This window comes from Lutimaribacter marinistellae, from assembly GCF_042648365.1.
Taxonomy (GTDB): Bacteria; Pseudomonadota; Alphaproteobacteria; order Rhodobacterales; family Rhodobacteraceae; genus Lutimaribacter_A; species Lutimaribacter_A marinistellae.
Map to the genome: position 1 here is coordinate 227,952 of NZ_JBHRXI010000017.1, position 20,044 is coordinate 247,995.

Genomic DNA, 20,044 nt, shown 5'->3' on the forward strand with positions numbered 1-20,044 from the left:
CCGATCCCGCCGCCGCTGTCCATCCGACTCAGACCTGGCCGCCGGCGATCTCGATGCACTGGCCGTTGATGCTTTCGGAGCCGGGGCGCACCAGCCAAAGCGCGGCGGCGGCGACCTCTTCGGGGACGATGAGGCGCTTGTGACGGTTCTGGTCGACCATCAGTTGCAGCGCTTCGCTGTCGCTGAGCTTTGCCCGTTCCGAGATGGAGGCGACGTTGCGTTCGACAATGGGTGTGTCGACATAGCCGGGGCATAGCGCGTTGAACGTATAGGGTTTGCCCATGAACTCCTCGGAATAGGTGCGGGTGAGGCCCACCAGCCCGTGTTTCGAGGCGGCATAGGCCCCCGCGCCCGGCGCGCCGCGCAGACCGGCGATGGAGGCGACCGAGATCACGCGGCCCCAGTCGGTTGCGAGCATCGAGCGCAGGGATTCGCGGATGGTCAGGAATGCCCCGTCGAGATTGGTGGCCATGATGTCGCGCCAGAAGCTCATGTCGGTCTTTTGCAGCATCTTGCCAGTGGCGATGCCGGCATTGGCGACGCAGATCTGGATCGGGCCGCGTGCCTCGGCGGCCTTGCCGATGACCTGCACGACGTTCTCTTCGTTACGCACATCCATGGCCATCCCGGTGATGCGGTCGCTTGCGACCTCGTCCAGAACCTCTTGGCGGCGGCCGGTGATGGTGACTTCGGCCCCCTCTTCGGCGAGCGCGCGGGCGATGGCGAGACCGATGCCCGTACCGCCGCCGGTGACCAGCGCGTGTTTGCCGTTCAGTGTCATGTGGTATCCTCCTCGTGGTTGGCGCCACCCTAAAGGCCCTTGCACCCGTGACAAGTCGCGCCGTACCGTCGCGGCGTCGTATGATTATTATATGCGAATATGTATCTTCGCGGAGGAAAGCCCCATGAAACCCATTGCACTCACCCTCGCCGCCACGCTGATCGCGGGTATGGCGCAGGCGAGCGAGGATATCGCGGACCAGTATCCGCAATCCGAGCTCTATTCGAAACCGGTGGAGGTGATTCCGCATGTCTGGTCGGCGATCGGGGCGACCGCACCGCCGACCTATGAAAATTCGGGCCACAACAACAACCTGTCCTTCATCGTGACCGGGGAAGGGGTGGTCGTGGTGAATGGGGGCGCGTCCGTCCGGCTGGCGAAGGCGCTGCATGACGAGATCAAGGCGGTGACGGATCAGCCGGTCGTGCTGGTCGTCAACGAGAACGGGCAGGGCCATGCGATGCTGGGCAATGCCTATTGGCGCGATCTGGGCGTGGACGTTCTGGCCCATGTGGACGCGGTCGAGGAAACGCAGGCCAATGGCGATTTCATTCTGCAGGGCATGCAGCGCTACAATGGCGACAAGGCCGAGGGGACGCGGATCGAGCATGCAAACCTGACCTTCGAGGACGAGCATGTCGTCGAACTGGGCGGGGTCGAGATCAGGGTGCTGCACCTGGGGCCGGCGCACGATCCGGGTGATGCGCAGGTCTGGATCCCCGAATGGGAGATCATGATCGCGGGCGACATTGCCTTTCACGAACGGATGCTGCCCATATTCGAGCATACCTGCACGAGTTGCTGGATCGAGACTTGGGAGACCGCGCTGGAGCCGATCGCGCCGACCTATGTGATCCCCGGCCATGGGCATCCGACGAATTTCGCGCAGGTGCGGCGCTATACGCTCGACTACCTCGTGGATCTGCGGGAAAAGATCGGCGCACATATCGACGAAGGTGGCGACCTGGCCAGCGCCTACTACGTTGACCAGGAACGTTGGCGCAACCTGGACACGTTCGACGAGCTTGCCACCAAGAACGCAGGTCGCGTGTTCGAGGAGATGGAGTGGGAATGAGCGAGGGCTCATCGCTGAAATGGATCGATATTCCGCCTGTCTGGCTGCTGGGGTTTGCCGTGGCGGCCTGGGCGCAGGCGGAGTATTTCGGCCTGCGCTTCACCTTTGGTGGGCCTTGGGCCGACCTGGTTGGCGGCCTGCTGGTGGGCGGCGGTGTCGTTCTGATGCTGCTGGCCGTGTACGAGTTGCGCCGCCATCGCACGACGCCCATTCCGCACAACACGCCCAGCACGATGGTGCAGAGCGGTATCTACAGCCGGTCGCGCAATCCGATCTACCTGGGCGACGCGCTGATCCTTGCAGGGCTGATCCTGCGGTTCGACGCGGTGCTATCGCTGCCGTTGATCCCGATCCTGGTCTGGATTCTGGAGCGCAGATTCATCATTCCCGAAGAGGATCGCTTGCGTCGGACCTTCCGTGCGGACTATGCCCGTTACGAGCGCAAGACGCGCCGGTGGATCTGAATAATGGGGGATACCCCGTGACCTGACGTTTCGAATGCTGCGCTTGCGAAATAATCTTGCGCGCGATACAGCTTTTCTTTGCAATCCGAACCATTCCGCCAAAAGGGCGAAGAAGGGGGACCAAGAGTTGAAGATAGGAACACCGAAAGAGGTATTTCCGGGCGAGAACCGGGTGGCGATGACACCCGACTCGGCACGGGCCCTGCAAAAGCTCGGCCATGACTGCGTCATCGAAAGCGGCGCAGGCGTCCGAGCTGGCTTTGCCGATGATTTGTACAAGGAGGCCGGCGTCGAGGTCGTCGCTGATGCGGCGACCTTGTGGAAGACCGCGGATATCATCGCCAAGGTACGCCAGCCCGAAGACAGCGAGCTGGGTTATCTCGAGCAGGGCAAGACCCTGATTTCCTTCTTCAATCCCGCTGGGAACGAAAAGGGGATGGAGGCCGCGAAAGAGGCTGGCACCACCGTCATCGCGATGGAGATGGTGCCGCGTATCAGCCGCGCCCAGAAGATGGATGCGCTGTCCTCGATGGCCAATATCGCGGGCTACCGCGCAGTGATCGAGGCGGGCAACAATTTCGGCCGCTTCTTCACCGGGCAGGTGACGGCGGCGGGCAAGGTGCCGCCTGCCAAGGTGCTGGTCGTGGGTGCGGGTGTGGCCGGTCTGGCTGCCATCGGTACGTCGACCTCGCTGGGCGCGATCACATACGCCTTTGACGTGCGGCCCGAAGTGGCCGAGCAGGTGGAATCGATGGGCGCCGAGTTCGTCTATCTCGATTTCGAGGAAGAGCAGGCCGATGGGGCGTCCACCGGCGGCTATGCCTCGGTTTCCAGCCCTGAGTTCCGCGAGGCGCAGCTGGCCAAGTTCCGGGAACTGGCCCCTGACATGGACATCGTCATCACCACGGCGCTGATTCCGAACCGCGAGGCGCCCGAGCTTTGGACCGAGGACATGGTTCAGGCGATGAAGCCTGGCTCTGTCATCGTCGACCTTGCCGCGGAAAAGGGCGGCAACTGCAAGCTGACCGTGGCTGATGAGAAGATCGTGACCGACAATGGCGTGACCATCATCGGCTATACCGACTTCCCCTCGCGGATGGCGACGCAGAGCTCGACGCTTTACGCAACCAACATCCGCCACATGATGACGGACCTGACGCCCGAAAAGGACGGCGTGGTCAATCACAACATGGAGGATGACGTCATCCGCGGCGCGACCGTGACGCATGCAGGCGAGATCACCTTCCCGCCGCCACCGCCCAAGGTAAAGGCCATCGCGGCGGTCAAGCGCGAAAAGCCCAAGGAACTGACTCCCGAAGAGAAGCGCGCCGAGGAAATCGCCGCCTTCAAGCAGCAAACCAAGAACCAGGTCACGCTGTTGGCCGTGGGTGGCGCGCTGATCCTGGGCGTGGGCCTGGTGGCGCCTGCCAGCTTCATGCAGCATTTCATCGTCTTCGTACTGGCGGTCTTTGTCGGTTTCCAGGTGATCTGGAACGTGTCGCATTCGCTGCACACGCCGCTGATGGCGGTCACCAACGCGATCTCGTCGATCATCATCCTAGGCGCGCTGATGCAGATCGGGTCGGGGTCGTTCATCGTGATCCTGCTGGCCGCGGTGTCGGTCTTCATGGCGGGAATCAACATTTTCGGTGGCTTCCTCGTCACGCGGCGCATGCTCGCCATGTTCCAGAAATCGTAAGGAGTAGGGGATCATGGATTTCGGATTTACCACGGCGGCCTATGTGGTCGCGGCCGTCCTCTTCATCCTGTCGCTGGGCGGGCTGTCCAACCAGGAAAGCGCAAAGCGCGCGGTCTGGTACGGGATCGTCGGCATGGCGATCGCCGTACTGGCAACGCTGATCGGGCCGGGTTCGGGGTTCTGGCTGCTGTCGATCATCCTGATCGCGGGCGGCGGGATCATCGGCTACCTGCTGGCCAGCCGGGTCGAGATGACCCAGATGCCGGAACTGGTGGCCGGTATGCACGCCCTGGTGGGCCTTGCGGCCGTCTTTGTCGGCTTCAACGCGCATTTCGAACTGGTGCGTGTGCTGGGCATGGACGAAACGGCGCGCAAGTCTTTGGAAGGTTTCGCGGCGCTACTGGCCAAGAAGGACGCAGTCGAGCAGGGCATCCTGCGGGTCGAGCTGTTCCTTGGCGTGTTCATCGGCGCGATCACCTTTACCGGGTCGGTCATCGCTTATGGCAAGCTGTCGGGGCGCGTGACCTCGGCCGCGGAAAAGCTGCCGGGCGGTCACATGCTGAACGCTGGCGCGGCTGCGCTCTCGTTCCTCTGCCTGATCTGGTACATGAACACGGGCGGTTTCGTGCCGCTGCTGATCATGACGCTGGCGGCGCTGTTCATCGGCTATCACCTGATCATGGGCATCGGCGGCGCCGACATGCCGGTCGTTGTCTCGATGCTGAACTCCTACTCGGGCTGGGCCGCGGCAGCGATCGGCTTCAGCCTCGGCAATGACCTGCTGATCGTTGTAGGTGCGCTGGTCGGCTCCTCCGGTGCGATCCTGTCCTACATCATGTGCAAGGCGATGAACCGCTCCTTTGTCAGCGTGATCCTGGGTGGCTTTGGCGGCCCCGCGGGTGAGCAGATGGCCGTCGAGGGCGAGCAGATTGCGATCGACGCCGATGGCGTGGCGACTGCACTCAACGATGCGGACAGCGTGATCATCGTGCCGGGCTACGGCATGGCGGTGGCACAGGCACAGAACGCCGTTGCCGAACTGACGCGCAAGATGCGCACGCAGGGCAAGGAAGTGCGTTTCGCCATTCACCCCGTTGCCGGGCGTCTTCCGGGGCACATGAACGTGCTGCTGGCCGAGGCGAAGGTGCCTTATGACATCGTGCTGGAGATGGATGAGATCAACGATGATTTCCCCGAAACCGACGTGGTGATCGTAATCGGCTCCAACGACATCGTGAACCCCGCTGCGCAGGACGATCCGAACTCTCCCATCGCGGGGATGCCGGTTCTGGAAGTGTGGAAGGCCAAGCAGGTCTTTGTGTCCAAGCGTGGTCAGGGCACCGGCTATTCCGGGATCGAGAATCCGCTGTTCTTCAAGGACAACACGCGGATGTTCTATGGCGATGCGAAGCAGTCGATGGACAAGCTGCTGACCCTGCTCGACTGATACCGGCAGTTGCTGAACGGGAAAGGGCGCCCCGACGCGGGGCGCCCTTTTTGCGTTCGGGGCTGTGTTTCGCCCACCCGTATACCGCGGTATCCAGTTAAATGGATGATTTATAAAGATATTTGCGGAACGCTCGCGGCCCGGTATAGTGGCCCAAACCGTCAGGAGCGCCCATGCCCGCAATCCAGGATCATCCGCTGCGCTACCAGCTTGCAAACGAGCTGCATGCGCGCCCTTTTCCGGTGACGGATGCGCCATGCACAGTCGTCTTTCTGGCGGTGATGCATCCCGAGGACGGGGCCGACCGTGACCGCGGCGCAGACCGGGATCACCTGCTGAACCTGCTCGACCGTCACGGGGTACCGCATCCTTCGCCCGAGGCCACGCATTATTCGGGACAGGTCGGCCGTCACCTGCTGAAGTGGGAAAGCCATACGGAATTCGTGACCTACACGGCCTTTTCGCGTGGCGTGAGCGGTCGCCCCTTTGACCCGGCAGACTTTGCCGTGTTCCCGGAGGACTGGCTGGCGAACATGCCGGGCCAGCGCGTGACCTCGGCCATGGTGCGGGTGGTGCCGCGACCGGACACGGCAGAGATCAAGGCAACGATAGAGGACTGGTTCGTTCCCGAAAGCCTTGCCATTGCGCATGTGCTGGACGATGCGATCATCGCGGCGGGTGATTTCCGCATAGATCCGGCCGGTCATATGCGCTTTGCCATGTTCGTGACGCCCGGCACGGGGCGGCGGAGGATCGGGCGGGTCATCCAGCGCCTGTGCGAAATCGAGACCTACAAGGCGATGTCGATGCTGGGCTTTGCGCAGGTCCGCGCCCTTGGCCCGGCCATTTCCCGGCTGGATACGCGGCTGACGGGGGTTATGAGCCAGATGGTCGCCGATGACAGCCAGGCCGAGGAGTTGCTGCCCGACCTGCTGGCGACTTCGACCGAGTTGGAGACGATATCGGCGCGCAATTCCTTTCGCTTTGGCGCCACCGGGGCCTATGAGGCGATCGTTAACCAGCGGATCGAAGCCTTGCGCGAAGAACGGTTCGAAGGGCGCCAGAGCTTTGCCGATTTCATGATGCGTCGCTATGAGCCGGCAATGCGCACCGTCAAGGCGACCGAGCGGCGTTTGCAGGCGCTGTCGGATCGGGCCATCCGGGCAGGGGAGTTGCTGCGCACGCGGGTCGATGTGGAGCGCAGCGCTCAGAACCAGGAGCTGCTTGAGAGCATGGACCGCCGCGCCGACCTTGCCCTGCGACTGCAACACACGGTCGAGGGGCTGTCGGTCGTGGCGATCAGTTACTATGCGGTTTCGCTGGCGGCTTACCTTCTGTTCCCGGTCAGCGCGCTTGCCGGGGTGAGCAAGGGAATGCTGACCGCCATGGTCACTCTGCCGGTTGTGCTTGGGGTGTGGTGGGCCGTGCGGAGCGTGCGTCGGCGGATCGAAGGGCCGCATCGGTAAGTCTTGCGCCGAGGGCCATGGAGCCGAGTGCGAGGAGCGCCGCGACACTCAGCGTCGGCAGGCCGCTGAGCCCTGCGCCCAGGGTGCAGCCACCGGCGAGAACCCCGCCCATGCCCATCAGTACGCCACCTGCAACATAGCGGCCGGTTTGCGCTGGGCTTTCGAAGCTTTGCCACTTGAAGCTGCCCGCCAGCAAGGCCGCCACGAGCGCGCCGAGGATCGTGCCGCCGACAAGGCCCACGCCAAATCCCGGCTCAACGGCCGATGACGCGATGCCCCAGAACAGCGTGTCCGCCGTCGGTGCCGTGAAGGACAGGCTCTCCATCGTGATCGGGTCGAATTCGTCGAGCAGAACGTAGCCGGTGCCGACCCAGCCGAGCGGGACCAGCAGACCGATGGCAGCCGCTCCGACCAGCGTCAGCGGACGGTTCCCCGACCGCCAGACAAAGGCGAGGGCGATGATCGAGAGCAGTGCAGCACCGACCCAGGCGCCCCCCGGGATCGCCGCCAGCGATGCGGCGTCGCCCAGGCCAACGGTGACTTGGCCCAGCCCGGTGCGTAACGGGGCCAGCACGCCCTTGAGCGTGGCATGGGCCGTCACGGCGAAGACGAGCAGCACGAAGAGGCCGCGCAGATTGCCGCCACCGCCAAGGACCGCGAGGCGTGAAATGCAACCGCGGGTGAGAACCATGCCCACGCCAAAGAGCAGGCCACCCACGATCACGGCCAGCCATGGCAGGTCGGGTGTCAGCAGACGGTGACCGTCAAAGGAGACGAGGCCCGAAGCAACCACGGCTTGCGTTCCCAGAACCGCAACGATCAGCGCGGTGGCCCAGACGCCCGCGGCTTGCCTGCGATCCTCGCCCACGACGGCGCGGCGGAAACAGAACCGGGTCACTTGAGCCAGGGCACCAAACAGCAGGCCGAGGCCGAGTGCAAAGTAGAGGCTGGCCTGACGGGCGGTGGTTTCCTCGAATCCGAATTGCTCGAACATGGGGGATCCTCCGTTGGAGCGGAATTTTTTCCCAGATGCGTCAGTTGATGAAACGGATCAAGGTGAGCTGTCCGGTTTACGCCGGGGTAGGTCGGAACAGTTTCCCGGAATACACGCGAAATGGCGTCGGATATTCGTATTTTGCAGGTGCAGAAAAACAGGCGGCCGCCACAGGGCGCAGCGGCCGGTCAACCCGTTCTTATTTTGTGACTCACCGCCCGCGAATCCGCGGGTCCAGCGCGTCGCGCAGGCCATCTCCGAGGTAGTTCACGCTCAACACCGTCAGCGAGATCGCCATGCCGGGCCAGAAGACGCGTTCGGGGTATTGCTGAAGGTAGTCCGTTCCGTCGAACAGAAGCCGCCCCCAGGTCGGGAAGTCGGGCGGGAAGCCCAGGCCGAGGAAGGAAAGCGCGCTTTCCGTGATGATCGCGGTTGCGATCCCCAGCGTCGCCGAGACCATGATGGGCGACAGCACGTTGGGCAGGATGTGCCGCGTGATGATCCGGCTGTTCGTGGTGCCGATCGAGCGGGCGGCGAGGACGAATTCACGTTCCTTGATCGCAAGGACGTCGCCCCGGACGATCCGCGCGGTTGGCATCCACGAGGTGATGCCGATGGCGCAGACGATCAGAATGAAGATCCCCTGTTCAAGCCCGAAAGCCGCATTGAGCGGTTCGCGGAACAACAGCATCATTACCAGCAGAAGGGGCAGCAGCGGTAGCGCGAGGAACAGGTCGGTCAGGCGCATCAACGGCCCGTCGAGCCGTTTGAAGAAACCCGCCAGCACGCCGATGAACGAGCCCAGAAAGAGCGCGAGCAGCATGGCGGTGATACCGACCGAGACCGATGTCGCGCCGCCGGCCATCATCCGGGCGAGCATGTCCCGTCCCAGCTGGTCCGTGCCGAAAGGATGTTCAAGGCTTGGCCCCTGGTTGCGAGCGCGGATATCGATCTGGGTCGGGTCGACGTCCCAGACGAACGGGCCGAGATAGACGGTGACCACGATCAGCACGAAGATGATCCCGCCGGCAAGCGCGCCCCGGTGGCTTTTGAACTGGTCCCAGACATCGCGCCATTGGCTGCGCGGGGGCTGGTGAAGCTCCTCCAGCGGGCCGGCCGCGGCGGGCAGGGCGGTCGAGGCAGGGGCGAGCCCCTCGTCGGGCACGAAACGATCCTTGTCAGTCATAGCGGATCCTCGGGTCCAGGATGCCGTAGAGCACGTCGGCAATCAGGTTGAAGAGCACGATGAGTACGGCGAAAATGAAGGTGAGCGTCTGCACCATCGGCAGGTCATTGGCCTGGATCGCACCGATCAGAAGCTGGCCGATCCCGTTCACCTTGAACACCTGCTCGGTGATGATCGCCCCGCCAAAGATTGCCGGGATTCCCAGCGCGATCACGGTGACCACTGGGATCATCGAGTTGCGCAGCACGTGGACCATCACGACAACGTATTCGCTCAACCCTTTGGCGCGGGCGGTGCGGACATAATCCTGGTTGAGATTGTCGAGCATCGAAGCGCGCATGAAGCGCGACAGTTGTGCAGTGATCTGCAGCGCCAGAACCATGACCGGCATCACCATCTGATTGAGCTGGACGACGAAACTGTCCCAGTCGTTGACCACGTGGGTCGTGTCGTAGATCGACGGGAACCAGCCAAGGTTGACCGAGAAGATCACGATCACCAGCACGCCAGAGAAGAAGGGCGGCACCGAGAAGCCCACCATCGAAACAAAGGTACCCATCTGGTCGAACCAGGAATACTGCCGGTAGGCCGAGTAGATGCCGATGGGCAGGGCGATGATGATTGCGACGACATAGGCGGTGCCCACCACCCACAGGGTCTGGGGCATCCGCTGGACCACGATGTCCATGACGGGCGAACGGGTCTGCCAAGAGATCACGCGCAGATCGCCCTCGGAGAAGGAGGTGCCGAAGTAATGGTCGATCAGCACCTGCGGCTCGATCCAGAAGAACTGCACGATCCATTTCCAGAAGCGGATATGCATCGGCTGGCCGAGGCCGAGCGCCTCGCGCATCTTTTCCTTGACCTCGGGCGGGACGGTCAGGGGAACCTGGGCCATCGGATCGCCGGGCGCCAGTTCGAGAAGGAGGAAAATCACCAAACTGATGAACAAAAGCGTGGGAACCGCCAGTACCAGACGTCGGATGGTGAAGGTGAGCATCGAGCGCGCCTTTGTTCAGCAGTCTTGAGAAACCTGTCGGGGAGATGCCTGAGGCCGGGCCCCGATAAGGATCGGGGCCCGGTGTTTCAAGCGGAAACGATCAGTCGATGCGGTACCAGTCCGCAACGTTCCACAATTCGCTGTCCCAGACGTTCAGAACGACACCGCCCAGCGAGTTTGCATGGGCCGAGAGGCGGCCGCGGTGAACGAGCGGGATCATCGCCCCGCCTTCGATCGCCATGTCGTTCAGGCGCTTGCCGATTTCGGCGCGGGCGTCTGTGCCGGCGGTCTTGGCCAGCTCGGCGTGCAGCGCGTCATATTCCTCGGAGCACCAGCGCGAGATGTTCTCGCCCTGCCACTGCGAGTCCGGGCGGGGTGCCTTGTCGCAGAGCATGTTGCCCAGGTAGGATTGCGGGTCGGTGCCGTTGAAGGTGTTGGCGTACATCTGCACGTCGGCATAGAACTTCTGGAACGTGTCCGGGCTGCCCGGATCGCCGCCGAAGAACACCGATGCGTTGACATTGCGCAGTTCGGTTTCGATGCCGATTTCGCTCCACCACTGCTTGATCAGCGCCTGGAAGTCCTGGCGGACGGCGTTGGTCGAGGTCTGGTAGAGGATCGACATCGGCTCGCCGTCCGGGGTTTCCCGCACGCCGTCGCCGTTGGTATCCATGTAACCGGCGTCATCCAGCATCTTGTTGGCGCCCGCGATGTCCTGCGTGGAGCAATCGAAGGTGTCGGAGTTGAACGCAGCGGGGGCGGGAACCCAGTTGCAGGTCACCTTGCCGGCCTGGCCATAGCCGATCTCGACCAGCAGCGGGCGGTCGATCGCCATCGACATGGCCTTGTACACCGCCGGATCCTTGAGGAAGGGATGCGGGTGCATCGCGGTGGAGCGCTCGCCCTCGGGCAGGTCCGACGAGGCGTCGGTCTGGTTGAGCATGATGCGCTCGACCAGTGGACCGAAGCCCGCGACCGGGGTGCCCTTGCCGCCTGCTTCCATCTGCTGGATCACCTCGGGGGCCAGCTGAAGGTTCCAGGCATAATCGAATTCGCCCGTTTCCATCACGGCGCGGCCCGCGGCCGTCGCGTCGCCGCCGCCCTTGAAGGTCAGCGTGGCAAAGGCGGGCTTTGCCGGGTCGCGGTAGTTCTGGTTGGCTTCCATCTGGATCACGTCGTTGGGACGGAAGTCCGTCACCACGAAGGGGCCGGTGCCGATGGGGCCGAAATTCTGCTCGGTGCATTCGGGGGCCTTGGCGCCCATGCAATCGGCGAATTGCGCGGCCTGGATGATCGGGCTTTCGCCGCCGACGAACGGGCCGTAGGGGAAGGGGGTGGGCTTGTCGAATGTTACCTTGACGGTCATGTCGTCGACGACATCGACGCTGGTCACGCCTTCGAACTTGGTCAGCTGGGCGCAGCCGCCTTCGGGATGCATGCAGTAATCGGCGGTGAACTTGACGTCATTGGCGGTGAAATCGCTACCATCGGACCACTTGATGCCGGGCTTGATCTTCCATGTGATCGAGGTCAGGTCCTCGCTCACGCCGCCATTGTCGACGGTGGGAATCTCTTCGGCGAGGTAGGGCACCATGTTGCCGTTCTGGTCATAGCGCGCCAGCGGCTCGATGATGAGCGAGGCCGATTCCACATCCTTGGTGCCGCCCGACAGGAACGGGTTCAGGATCGACGGCGCCTGCCAGTAGATGATGCTGACATTGCCGTCCGACCCACGCTCGGCCATGGCCATCGGCGCAAGCGCGGTGCTGGCGATGGCACCTAGCAATAGGGCTTTGATCTTCATTAATACACTCCTTGTTGGACACGTATGGTGCCTCGATTATCGCCACGTTAGCCGTGGCGTGCTGTATGTGCCGGAATGGGCAAGTTCCTGAAAACCTTGAACACCGCAGAGCCGTGTCGCGAAATCCAGCTGTCCCCATCGCCCGGATACGTGGGGTATCGAAACAGAACGCGCGAAAATTGCAAGACTTGCCGTAGGAAAACCCTTCATTGCGTTTGACTTTGCATTGCGCTGCGCCCTAGCGTTTGACATCCCGCTTCTTTCATTTGCAGCCACAGGAGAGCGCCCCCGTGCTGGATACCCCCTCTGCCCACCCGATCGCCCAGATCCGGAATCTCAGGGTCGAGTTCCAGACCAAGGATGGCCCCGTCGTGGGGGTCGAGGATGTCAGCTTCGAGGTGGCGCCGGGCGAAACGGTCTGCATCGTCGGCGAATCCGGGTCGGGCAAATCCGTGTCGTCGCTGTCTTTGATGCGTTTGGTCGAGTTCGGGGGCGGCGAGATTTCCGGCGGTACATTGCTGTTCGATCGGCGCGATGGCGGCGAGACGGATCTTGCCAAGGTCGATCAGGACCTGATGAAGCAGATCCGCGGCAACGAGATCGGCATGATCTTTCAGGAGCCGATGACAGCGCTCAACCCCGTTTTCACCGTGGGCCGGCAGCTTACCGAGGGGCTGCGCGTGCACAAGGGGCTGAGCCGCGCCAAGGCCGAGGAGCGCGCGCTGGAGCTGTTGCGGCAGGTGCGCATCCCCGAGCCCGAGCGGCGGTTGCAGCAATATCCGCATGAACTGTCCGGCGGGATGCGCCAGCGGGTGGTGATCGCGATGGCGATGGCCTGCGAGCCGCGGTTGCTGATCGCGGATGAACCGACCACGGCGCTGGATGTGACGATCCAGGCCGAGATCCTGGCGCTGATGGACCGGCTGAAGCGGGAAACCGGCACGGCGGTGATGTTCATCACCCATGATATGGCCGTGGTCGCGCAGATGGCGGACCGGGTCGTCGTCATGTATCGCGGCAACAAGGTCGAAGAGGGGCCGGTCGAGCAGATATTCAACGCGCCGCAACACGATTACACCAAGGCGCTGCTGGCCGCGGTGCCCAAGCTGGGCGAGATGCGCGGCAAGGCTGCGCCCGAACCGATGAAGCTTTTGGGCGTCGAGGGGCAGAAAATCGCCCCCATTCCGGGTACGGACAGCGTCCTGTTGCGGGTCAAGGGGCTGACGACACGGTTCCCGGTCAAGGGCGGGTTCCTGCGCCGCGTCGTGGCGAATGTCCACGCGGTGGAGGACGTGTCGTTCACCATCAACAAGGGCCAGACATTGAGCCTGGTGGGTGAATCGGGATGCGGCAAATCCTCGGCCGGGCGGTCGATCCTGCGGCTGGTCGAGCCTTTGTCGGGCGAGATCGACCTTGATGGCGTCGACGTGATGAAGCTGGACCAGTCGGGGCTGCGCAAGGCGCGGCTCGACATGCAGATGATCTTTCAGGATCCGTTCGCGTCGCTCAATCCGCAGATGCAGCTTGTCGACCAGGTGGCGGAACCTCTGCGCAACTATGACATCGCGTCGGGATCAGAGCTGCACGACCGGGTGGCGAACCTGTTCGACCGGGTGCATTTGCCGCGCAGTTTCATGCGACGCTTCCCGCATGAAATGTCGGGCGGACAGCGTCAGCGCATCGCCATCGCCCGCGCGCTGGCGCTGAACCCGAAGCTGATCATCGCGGATGAGGCCGTATCGGCGCTGGACGTGTCGGTGCAGGCGCAGGTTCTCAACCTGATGATGGAGCTTCAGGCTGAACTGGGTCTCAGCTACCTGTTCATCAGCCATGATATGGCCGTAGTCGAACGCGTCAGCCATCATGTCGGCGTGATGTACCTTGGTCGTATCGTTGAGCTGGGGCCGCGAGCCCGCGTGTTCGAGAATCCTCAGCATCCTTATACGCAGGCGCTGATGAAGGCCGTTCCGATCGCGGATCCTGCGCGGCGGAAATCCGAAAAGGACCTCAACTTCAAACCGATCCCGTCGCCGATTCACCCGATGGGCCATGATCCGGCGCCGTCGGAATATCGCGAGGTCGAGCCGGGCCACTATGTCCTGACCACCGACAGCGGCTATTGATCGCCGAGCCGCGCAAGAAAAAGCGCCCCGCAAATGGGGCGCTTTCCTGGAAAAGAGGCGCGACCGATTAGTCCCACCAACCTTCGTCGACACCTTCGCGCGCCTCGAGGTCTTCCTCGTTCAGGCGGGTGACGATGGCATAGCTGCGGTCGTCAACGGGCACGAGCTTGGCTTCGTCGATTTTCAGCATCACGTGCTTGTCACCGATGTCGAGAAAACCGCCGACTTCGGCCACGATCCCGATCATCTGGCCGTTCTTGTCAAGCACGACGTCCTCGATCTCGCCGATCTGGTTCCAGTCGTCGCCCAGCGTTTCGTAGGCCATCGAGCCCCATTCGCCTTCGTCATGGGCTTCGTTGGTGGTGTAGACCTGCCCGCCAGTGATGTCGCGGGTGCGGATCAGCTCGGCGTAATCGACGTCTTTCATGCTGTCGCGCTTGTCCATGGTGCTGTGGTTGTCCGCGAAGACAGGTGCAGCGGCGATGGTCAGGGCGATTGCGGAAATCGTCAGATTTTTCATAGCTATATCCTTCTTTCTGGTTGCTTCGAAGTCTCAACGTGGCGCTTGGAGGATTGTTCCCGGTCGGGCTATGCTTTATTTCGAACCGAACCGAGTACCGCCCTAATTTCCCGGAAAGATCTGCATGACCGATCGTCTCTCTCCCCGCGACCTGATGGCCAAGCTGGTCTCGTTCCCGACCGTCAGTCGCGACACGAACCTGCCGCTTGTCGACTGGGTCGAACAATACCTTGCCGGGCACGGCATCGAGGCGCATCGCTGGCCCGACCCGCAGCAGCCCGAGAAGGTCGCGCTGTTTGCGCATGTCGGCCCGTGGGAGGAGGGCGCCATCGTGTTGTCCGGGCATACGGATGTCGTTCCGGTCGATGGTCAGCCTTGGGACAGCGACCCGTTCGAAGTGGTGGAGCGCGACGGCAAGCTGTACGGGCGCGGCACATGCGACATGAAGGGGTTCGATGCGTTGGCGATCTGGGCGCTGGTCGAGGCGAAACATGCCGGCGTGAAACGCCCCCTGCAGTTGGCGCTCAGCTTCGACGAAGAGGTCGGATGCACCGGCGCACCGCCGATGATCGAGGCGATGCAGCCCGTTCTGCCCAAGGGCGCGGCGGTGATCGTGGGCGAGCCGTCGATGATGAGGGCAGTGACAGGCCACAAGGGCGGTTTTGGCTATGACACGCATGTGGTTGGGTTCGAGGTGCACAGCTCGATCATGCATACGGGCGTCAACGCCATCATGTCCGCGGCGCCGCTGATCGACTGGGCCAATCACCGCAATGCCGAGTGCATGGGGGCCGAGCCTTCGGAGATGGCGGCAATGTTCGACCCGCCTTTCACCACCTCGCATGTGGGGCAGATCACCGGTGGCACGGCGCATAACATCACCGCCAAGGATTGCTGGTTCGCGATGGATTTCCGCGTTGTGCCCGGAGAAGACCCCGCGGCGTGGCGTGATGCCTATTTCGAGAAGGTGCGCGAGGTCGAGGCGCAGATGCAGGCGGTTCACCCCGATGCGCGGATTGACCTGTCGGAACGGTTTCGTGTGCCTGCCCTTCAACCCGAAGAGCAGGGCGAGGCCGAGGCGTTGGTGCGGGCGCTGACCGGCGACAACGGAGTTCACGTTGTCAGCTACGGCACCGAGGCCGGGCAATTCCAGGAAGCGGGATACTCTGCCGTGATCTGCGGCCCGGGCGACATTGCGCAGGCGCATCAGCCCAATGAATACATCACTGTCGCGCAGTTCGAAGCGGGGCATGATTTCATGCGGCGGCTGGTCGAACGTCTGACCTGATCCTGCCCATCCTTTCGGACTGAGCGGGTTTCCGCTTTGGCGGAAATCAACGGAGGTGTCATGACCGACCCCAAATCTTTACTTGCCACGCAGTCAGACAGCGCTCAGGATCTGGCAATGTCAGAATTGCCGACCGAAAATTCCAGATTGTCGTCGCTGAAGGCCAACGACATCCCGACCGGGGTCCTGTTGCAGGTTGCGGGGCGGGTCGCTGCCGAGGCGTTGGACCGGACGGGACGCGATTTCGGCGTGTCCGGGGGGCATCTGTCTCTTCTCGGAATGATCGTGCGTTTTCCGGGCCTGCCGCAATCGTCCTATGGCGCGATCCTTGTTCTGAACGATGCAACGCTTGGCCGCTACGCGATGCGGTTGGAGGAAAAAGGCCTGGTAGAGCGGCATCGCGGCGATCAGGACAGCAGAACGGTCATGCTGACGCCGACCCAAGAGGGGCTGGCGGTCTTCAAGGAATTGAGGCAACGTCTGACCAGCGTCGCTTCCGAGTTCAGGGATGGCATGCCTGCTGGCCGCTACGAAGAGCTGTTCGAGCTGCTGGCCGAATTCCTGCACTCTCGGAACTGGACGCTGCCGGGGTGACTTCGGCCCCGATGCCAGTCCAGCGAGGGAGAGGTTGAATGCCCGTAAAGAACCGGTTCGCCGAAATGCATGACGAGATCACCGGCTGGCGCCGACATCTGCATGCCCATCCCGAATTGCTGTATGACGTGCACGAGACGGCCGCCTTCGTCCAGGAGCGGCTGAAAGAGTTCGGCGTCGACGAGATTACCCCCGGCATCGGCCGCACCGGCGTGGTCGCGGTCATCAAGGGCAAGACGGATACCAAGGGGCGGGTGATCGGCCTGCGGGCCGACATGGATGCCCTGCCGATCGAAGAGGCCTCGGGCGTCGACTATGCCTCGACCGTACCGGGCAAGATGCATGCCTGCGGCCATGACGGGCACACGTCTATCCTGCTGGGTGCGGCCAAGTACCTGTCCGAAACTCGTAACTTCGACGGCACCGCGGTTCTGATCTTTCAGCCTGCCGAGGAAGGTGGGGCCGGAGGCAAGGCCATGGTCGATGACGGCATGATGGATCGCTGGGGGATCCAGGAGGTCTATGGCTTGCACAACATGCCGGGCCTGCCGGTGGGGCAGATCGCTGTCCGCCCCGGTCCCCTGCTGGCCAGTTCCGACGAGTTCGAGATCGTCGTGACTGGCAAGGGCGGGCATGCCGCCGCCCCGCATGACGCCATCGACACGACGCTGGTCGCCTCGCAGGTCGTCGTGTCCCTGCACTCCATCGTTTCGCGCAACGTCGACCCGATCAAGCGCGTGGTGCTGACGGTCGGGACCTTTCGTACCGATAGCAACGCGTCGAACGTGATCGCGCACACCGCGCGGCTGGAGGGGACTGTTCGCACGCTTGATCCGGACATGCGCACCCTTGCCGAGGAGCGGGTGCGCCGCGTGGCCGAGGATACGGCCTCGGCCTTTGGCGCGACGGCCGAGGTTACATGGACGCCCGGCTATCCCGTGACAGTGAATTCCGAGGACGAGACACAACACGCGATCGAGGCCGCGCAGGCGGTTTCGCCGCATGTCGATACCGACACGCCGCCGATCATGCCATCGGAAGATTTCGCTTACATGCTCGAGTCGCGGCCGGGCGCATATGTGTTCCTCGGAAATGGTGACACGGCGATGTGCCACCATCCTGCATATGTTTTTGACGACGAAGCGATACCGCTGGGATGTTCGTGGTTCGCGGAACTTGTCGAACGCCGCATGCCTGCTGCCTGACGGAGGACAAGATGCCGATCCGAAACCGCCTTGCCGAACTGCATGAGGAGATCACGGCATGGCGCCGGGACATCCATGCCAATCCTGAAATCCTGTACGAGACGCATCGCACCTCGGCGCTGGTGGCCGAGAAGCTGCGCGAATTCGGGTGCGACGAAGTCGTGACGGGGATCGGGCGCACGGGGGTGGTTGGCGTGATCCGCGGCCGCAACGATACAGCCGGTCGCGTGATCGGGCTGCGTGCGGATATGGACGCGCTGCCGATTCACGAACAGACGGGCAGGGCGTATGCCTCCAGGACGCCCGGCGCGATGCATGCCTGTGGCCATGACGGGCACACGGCGATGGTGTTGGGCGCGGCCAAGTACCTGTCCGAGACGCGTAACTTCGACGGTACCGCCATCGTCATCTTTCAACCCGCCGAAGAAGGCGGCAACGGCGCCAAGGCGATGTGCGATGACGGGATGATGGATCGCTTCGGCGTTCAGGAAGTCTATGCCATGCACAACGTGCCGGGCCTGCCGACCGGCGAGTTCGCCATCCGTCCCGGTCCGCAACTGGCCGCTGCCGACGAGTTCGATATTGTCGTGGAAGGGCGCGGCGGGCACGCGGCGGAACCGCATGAGGCGGTCGATACCACGGTGATGCTTGCGCAGCTGATCGTCGCGCTGCAAACGGTCGTTTCGCGCAATGCCGATCCGGTCGAGCAGGGTGTTCTGTCGGTGACGTCGGTCGAAACCTCGTCCAAGGCGTTCAATGTGATCCCGCAAACCGCGCGTCTGCGCGGCACGGTGCGCACCCATTCCGAAGACATGCGCGTGATGATCGAACGCCGCCTGACCGAGGTTGCGGCTGGAATCGCGGCGACGTTCGGGGGGCGGGCCGAAGTGACCTATACCCACGGCGTGCCGGTGACGATCAATGCCGAGGAGCAGACGGATCATGCCCGCAACGCCGCCATTGCCGTGTCGGGCGGGTGCGCGCTGGCCCCTCTGGTGATGGGCGGAGAGGATTTCTCGTTCATGCTTCAGGAGCGTCCCGGCGCCTTCATGGTGCTGGGAAACGGGGACAGTGCCGGGCTGCATCACCCGGAATACGATTTCAACGACGCGATCATCCCCACAGGATGTTCGTGGTTCGTCGAGATGGTCGAACGGCGGATGCCCGTCGCGTGACCATGATCATGACCAAAGGAGAGCAGACATGCCCGTGAAGAACCGATTTGCCGAGCTTCAGGACGAGATCACCGCCTGGCGCCGGGATATCCACGAAAACCCCGAGATCCTGTTCGAAACCCATCGCACCTCGGCACTGGTCGAGGAAAAGCTCAAGGCGTTCGGCTGTGACGAGGTCGTGGGCGGCATCGGGCGTACGGGCGTTGTGGGTGTCATTCGGGGCAAATCGAACAACAGCGGCAAGGTGATCGGGCTGCGCGCCGACATGGATGCGCTGCCGATCCACGAGGCGACGGGGCTCGACTATGCCTCGAAGACGCCCGGTGCGATGCATGCCTGCGGCCATGACGGGCATACCGCGATGCTGCTGGGAGCGGCCAAGTACCTGTCCGAGACGCGCAATTTCGACGGTACGGTCGTCGTGATCTTTCAGCCCGCCGAGGAAGGCGGCGGCGGCGGAAAGGAGATGTGCGACGATGGGCTGATGGAGCGTTGGGGCATTCAGGAGGTCTACGGAATGCACAACTGGCCCGGCCGCCCGGTGGGCAGCTTTGCCATCCGTCCCGGCGCGTTCTTTGCCGCCACCGACCAGTTCGACATCACCTTCGAGGGGCGTGGTGGCCATGCCGCCAAGCCGCAGGAGACGGTCGATACCACGGTGATGTCGGCGCAGGCGGTGCTGGCGCTGCAGACGATCGCCAGCCGCAACGCGGACCCGGTTGACCAGGTCGTCGTTTCGGTCACCTCGTTCGAGACCTCGTCCAAGGCGTTCAACGTCATCCCCCAGCGCGTGCAGCTCAAAGGCACGGTGCGCACGATGTCGAAAGAGATGCGCGATCTTGCCGAAACGCGGATCAAGGAGATCTGTGCCGGTATCGCCACCACTTTCGGCGGGACGGTCGATGTCACTTATCACCGGGGTTATCCGGTCATGGTCAACAGTGACGAACAGACCGAATTCGCCGCACAGGTTGCGCGCGAGGTATCGGGCCAGTGCGACGACGCCCCGCTGGTGATGGGCGGAGAGGACTTTGCCTTTATGCTGGAAGAGCGGCCCGGCGCTTATATCCTTGTTGGCAACGGCGATACGGCGATGGTTCATCACCCCGAGTACAACTTCAACGACGAGGCCATCCCGGCGGGTTGTTCCTGGTGGGCCGAGATCGTCGAGAAAAGAATGCCGGCGGCCTGATCGGCCCTGATATTGCGTCGGCCCGGCGGAT

Annotated in this window: 17 protein-coding genes; 11 read left to right on the forward strand and 6 right to left on the reverse strand. The window is 63.0% G+C overall.

All coding sequences use genetic code 11. The features are described from left to right. Nucleotides 1-28 precede the first annotated feature (28 nt). On the reverse strand, nt 29-781 hold the full coding sequence (locus ACFORG_RS17595; protein ID WP_386736843.1) for an SDR family NAD(P)-dependent oxidoreductase: 753 nt from the start codon (nt 779-781) through the stop codon (nt 29-31). 124 nt (nt 782-905) lie between these two features. Here ACFORG_RS17595 and ACFORG_RS17600 point away from each other — a divergent pair, with 124 nt between their 5' ends. The 5 genes from ACFORG_RS17600 (at nt 906) to ACFORG_RS17620 (ending at nt 6,932) form a co-directional block, all read left to right on the forward strand. Further along, nucleotides 906-1,856, forward strand: a complete 951-nt coding sequence (locus ACFORG_RS17600) for an MBL fold metallo-hydrolase (RefSeq protein WP_386736844.1) — start codon at nt 906-908, stop codon at nt 1,854-1,856. 14 nt (nt 1,857-1,870) lie between these two features. Beyond that, the gene (locus ACFORG_RS17605; protein WP_386737049.1) at nt 1,871-2,320 is read left to right on the forward strand and encodes a methyltransferase family protein; all 450 of its coding nucleotides are present in this window, start codon (nt 1,871-1,873) and stop codon (nt 2,318-2,320) included. 127 nt (nt 2,321-2,447) lie between these two features. Further along, nucleotides 2,448-4,019, forward strand: a complete 1,572-nt coding sequence (locus ACFORG_RS17610) for a Re/Si-specific NAD(P)(+) transhydrogenase subunit alpha (protein WP_386736845.1) — start codon at nt 2,448-2,450, stop codon at nt 4,017-4,019. Nucleotides 4,020-4,032: 13 nt separating this feature from the next. Continuing rightward, a complete protein-coding gene (locus ACFORG_RS17615) occupies nt 4,033-5,466 on the forward strand; it encodes an NAD(P)(+) transhydrogenase (Re/Si-specific) subunit beta (RefSeq protein WP_386736846.1) in 1,434 nt (477 codons plus the stop codon). 173 nt (nt 5,467-5,639) lie between these two features. After that, nucleotides 5,640-6,932: a DUF3422 family protein gene (locus ACFORG_RS17620; RefSeq protein ID WP_386736847.1), complete on the forward strand. Its 1,293-nt coding sequence runs from the start codon at nt 5,640-5,642 to the stop codon at nt 6,930-6,932. Here ACFORG_RS17620 and ACFORG_RS17625 read toward each other — a convergent pair. The 4 genes from ACFORG_RS17625 to ACFORG_RS17640 all read right to left on the reverse strand — a co-directional run bounded on the left by ACFORG_RS17625 (nt 6,856) and on the right by ACFORG_RS17640 (nt 11,916). Beyond that, nucleotides 6,856-7,926 carry a YeeE/YedE family protein gene (locus ACFORG_RS17625; RefSeq protein ID WP_386736848.1) on the reverse strand — a complete coding sequence of 357 codons (1,071 nt, stop codon included), beginning with the start codon at nt 7,924-7,926 and terminating at the stop codon, nt 6,856-6,858. The genes ACFORG_RS17620 and ACFORG_RS17625 overlap by 77 nt on opposite strands. Before the next feature lie 211 nt (nt 7,927-8,137). Then, on the reverse strand, nt 8,138-9,112 hold the full coding sequence (locus ACFORG_RS17630; protein ID WP_386736849.1) for an ABC transporter permease: 975 nt from the start codon (nt 9,110-9,112) through the stop codon (nt 8,138-8,140). Further along, entirely contained in the window at nt 9,105-10,112 is a 1,008-nt protein-coding gene (locus ACFORG_RS17635) for an ABC transporter permease (protein ID WP_386736850.1), read from the reverse strand. The genes ACFORG_RS17630 and ACFORG_RS17635 overlap by 8 nt, the downstream gene beginning before the upstream one ends. A gap of 100 nt (nt 10,113-10,212) precedes the next feature. Beyond that, nucleotides 10,213-11,916: a peptide ABC transporter substrate-binding protein gene (locus ACFORG_RS17640; RefSeq protein WP_386736851.1), complete on the reverse strand. Its 1,704-nt coding sequence runs from the start codon at nt 11,914-11,916 to the stop codon at nt 10,213-10,215. A gap of 290 nt (nt 11,917-12,206) precedes the next feature. Between ACFORG_RS17640 and ACFORG_RS17645 the strand changes: the two genes are divergently transcribed. Beyond that, on the forward strand, nt 12,207-14,039 hold the full coding sequence (locus tag ACFORG_RS17645) for an ABC transporter ATP-binding protein (RefSeq protein WP_386736852.1): 1,833 nt from the start codon (nt 12,207-12,209) through the stop codon (nt 14,037-14,039). Nucleotides 14,040-14,106: 67 nt separating this feature from the next. Here the strand turns inward: ACFORG_RS17645 and ACFORG_RS17650 are convergent, their stop codons facing one another. Continuing rightward, the gene (locus tag ACFORG_RS17650; protein ID WP_386736853.1) at nt 14,107-14,559 is read right to left on the reverse strand and encodes a PRC-barrel domain-containing protein; all 453 of its coding nucleotides are present in this window, start codon (nt 14,557-14,559) and stop codon (nt 14,107-14,109) included. Nucleotides 14,560-14,683: 124 nt separating this feature from the next. Here ACFORG_RS17650 and argE point away from each other — a divergent pair, with 124 nt between their 5' ends. Genes argE through ACFORG_RS17675 form a run of 5 tightly spaced genes read left to right on the forward strand, consistent with a single transcriptional unit; the run spans nt 14,684 to nt 20,013 of the window. Continuing rightward, nucleotides 14,684-15,847 carry an acetylornithine deacetylase gene (argE, locus tag ACFORG_RS17655; protein ID WP_386736854.1) on the forward strand — a complete coding sequence of 388 codons (1,164 nt, stop codon included), beginning with the start codon at nt 14,684-14,686 and terminating at the stop codon, nt 15,845-15,847. Between the two features lie 60 nt (nt 15,848-15,907). Beyond that, a complete protein-coding gene (locus ACFORG_RS17660) occupies nt 15,908-16,441 on the forward strand; it encodes a MarR family winged helix-turn-helix transcriptional regulator (protein ID WP_386736855.1) in 534 nt (177 codons plus the stop codon). 38 nt (nt 16,442-16,479) lie between these two features. Further along, a complete protein-coding gene (locus tag ACFORG_RS17665) occupies nt 16,480-17,646 on the forward strand; it encodes a M20 aminoacylase family protein (RefSeq protein WP_386736856.1) in 1,167 nt (388 codons plus the stop codon). A gap of 11 nt (nt 17,647-17,657) precedes the next feature. Beyond that, on the forward strand, nt 17,658-18,821 hold the full coding sequence (locus ACFORG_RS17670) for a M20 aminoacylase family protein (RefSeq protein WP_386736857.1): 1,164 nt from the start codon (nt 17,658-17,660) through the stop codon (nt 18,819-18,821). Nucleotides 18,822-18,849: 28 nt separating this feature from the next. Beyond that, nucleotides 18,850-20,013 (forward strand): M20 aminoacylase family protein, encoded by a 1,164-nt coding sequence (locus ACFORG_RS17675; protein ID WP_386736858.1) that lies wholly within the window; start codon nt 18,850-18,852, stop codon nt 20,011-20,013. Nucleotides 20,014-20,044: the final 31 nt, after the last annotated feature.

What these genes read in the sequence shown, in the direction of transcription:
- ACFORG_RS17595 (WP_386736843.1), bottom strand. Translation starts at nt 781, where the DNA reads ATGACACTGAACGGCAAACACGCGCTGGTCACCGGCGGCGGTACGGGC.
- ACFORG_RS17600 (WP_386736844.1), top strand. Translation starts at nt 906, where the DNA reads ATGAAACCCATTGCACTCACCCTCGCCGCCACGCTGATCGCGGGTATG.
- ACFORG_RS17615 (WP_386736846.1), top strand. Translation starts at nt 4,033, where the DNA reads ATGGATTTCGGATTTACCACGGCGGCCTATGTGGTCGCGGCCGTCCTC.
- ACFORG_RS17620 (WP_386736847.1), top strand. Translation starts at nt 5,640, where the DNA reads ATGCCCGCAATCCAGGATCATCCGCTGCGCTACCAGCTTGCAAACGAG.
- ACFORG_RS17625 (WP_386736848.1), bottom strand. Translation starts at nt 7,926, where the DNA reads ATGTTCGAGCAATTCGGATTCGAGGAAACCACCGCCCGTCAGGCCAGC.
- ACFORG_RS17630 (WP_386736849.1), bottom strand. Translation starts at nt 9,112, where the DNA reads ATGACTGACAAGGATCGTTTCGTGCCCGACGAGGGGCTCGCCCCTGCC.
- ACFORG_RS17635 (WP_386736850.1), bottom strand. Translation starts at nt 10,112, where the DNA reads ATGCTCACCTTCACCATCCGACGTCTGGTACTGGCGGTTCCCACGCTT.
- ACFORG_RS17640 (WP_386736851.1), bottom strand. Translation starts at nt 11,916, where the DNA reads ATGAAGATCAAAGCCCTATTGCTAGGTGCCATCGCCAGCACCGCGCTT.
- ACFORG_RS17650 (WP_386736853.1), bottom strand. Translation starts at nt 14,559, where the DNA reads ATGAAAAATCTGACGATTTCCGCAATCGCCCTGACCATCGCCGCTGCA.
- argE (WP_386736854.1), top strand. Translation starts at nt 14,684, where the DNA reads ATGACCGATCGTCTCTCTCCCCGCGACCTGATGGCCAAGCTGGTCTCG.
- ACFORG_RS17660 (WP_386736855.1), top strand. Translation starts at nt 15,908, where the DNA reads ATGACCGACCCCAAATCTTTACTTGCCACGCAGTCAGACAGCGCTCAG.
- ACFORG_RS17665 (WP_386736856.1), top strand. Translation starts at nt 16,480, where the DNA reads ATGCCCGTAAAGAACCGGTTCGCCGAAATGCATGACGAGATCACCGGC.
- ACFORG_RS17670 (WP_386736857.1), top strand. Translation starts at nt 17,658, where the DNA reads ATGCCGATCCGAAACCGCCTTGCCGAACTGCATGAGGAGATCACGGCA.
- ACFORG_RS17675 (WP_386736858.1), top strand. Translation starts at nt 18,850, where the DNA reads ATGCCCGTGAAGAACCGATTTGCCGAGCTTCAGGACGAGATCACCGCC.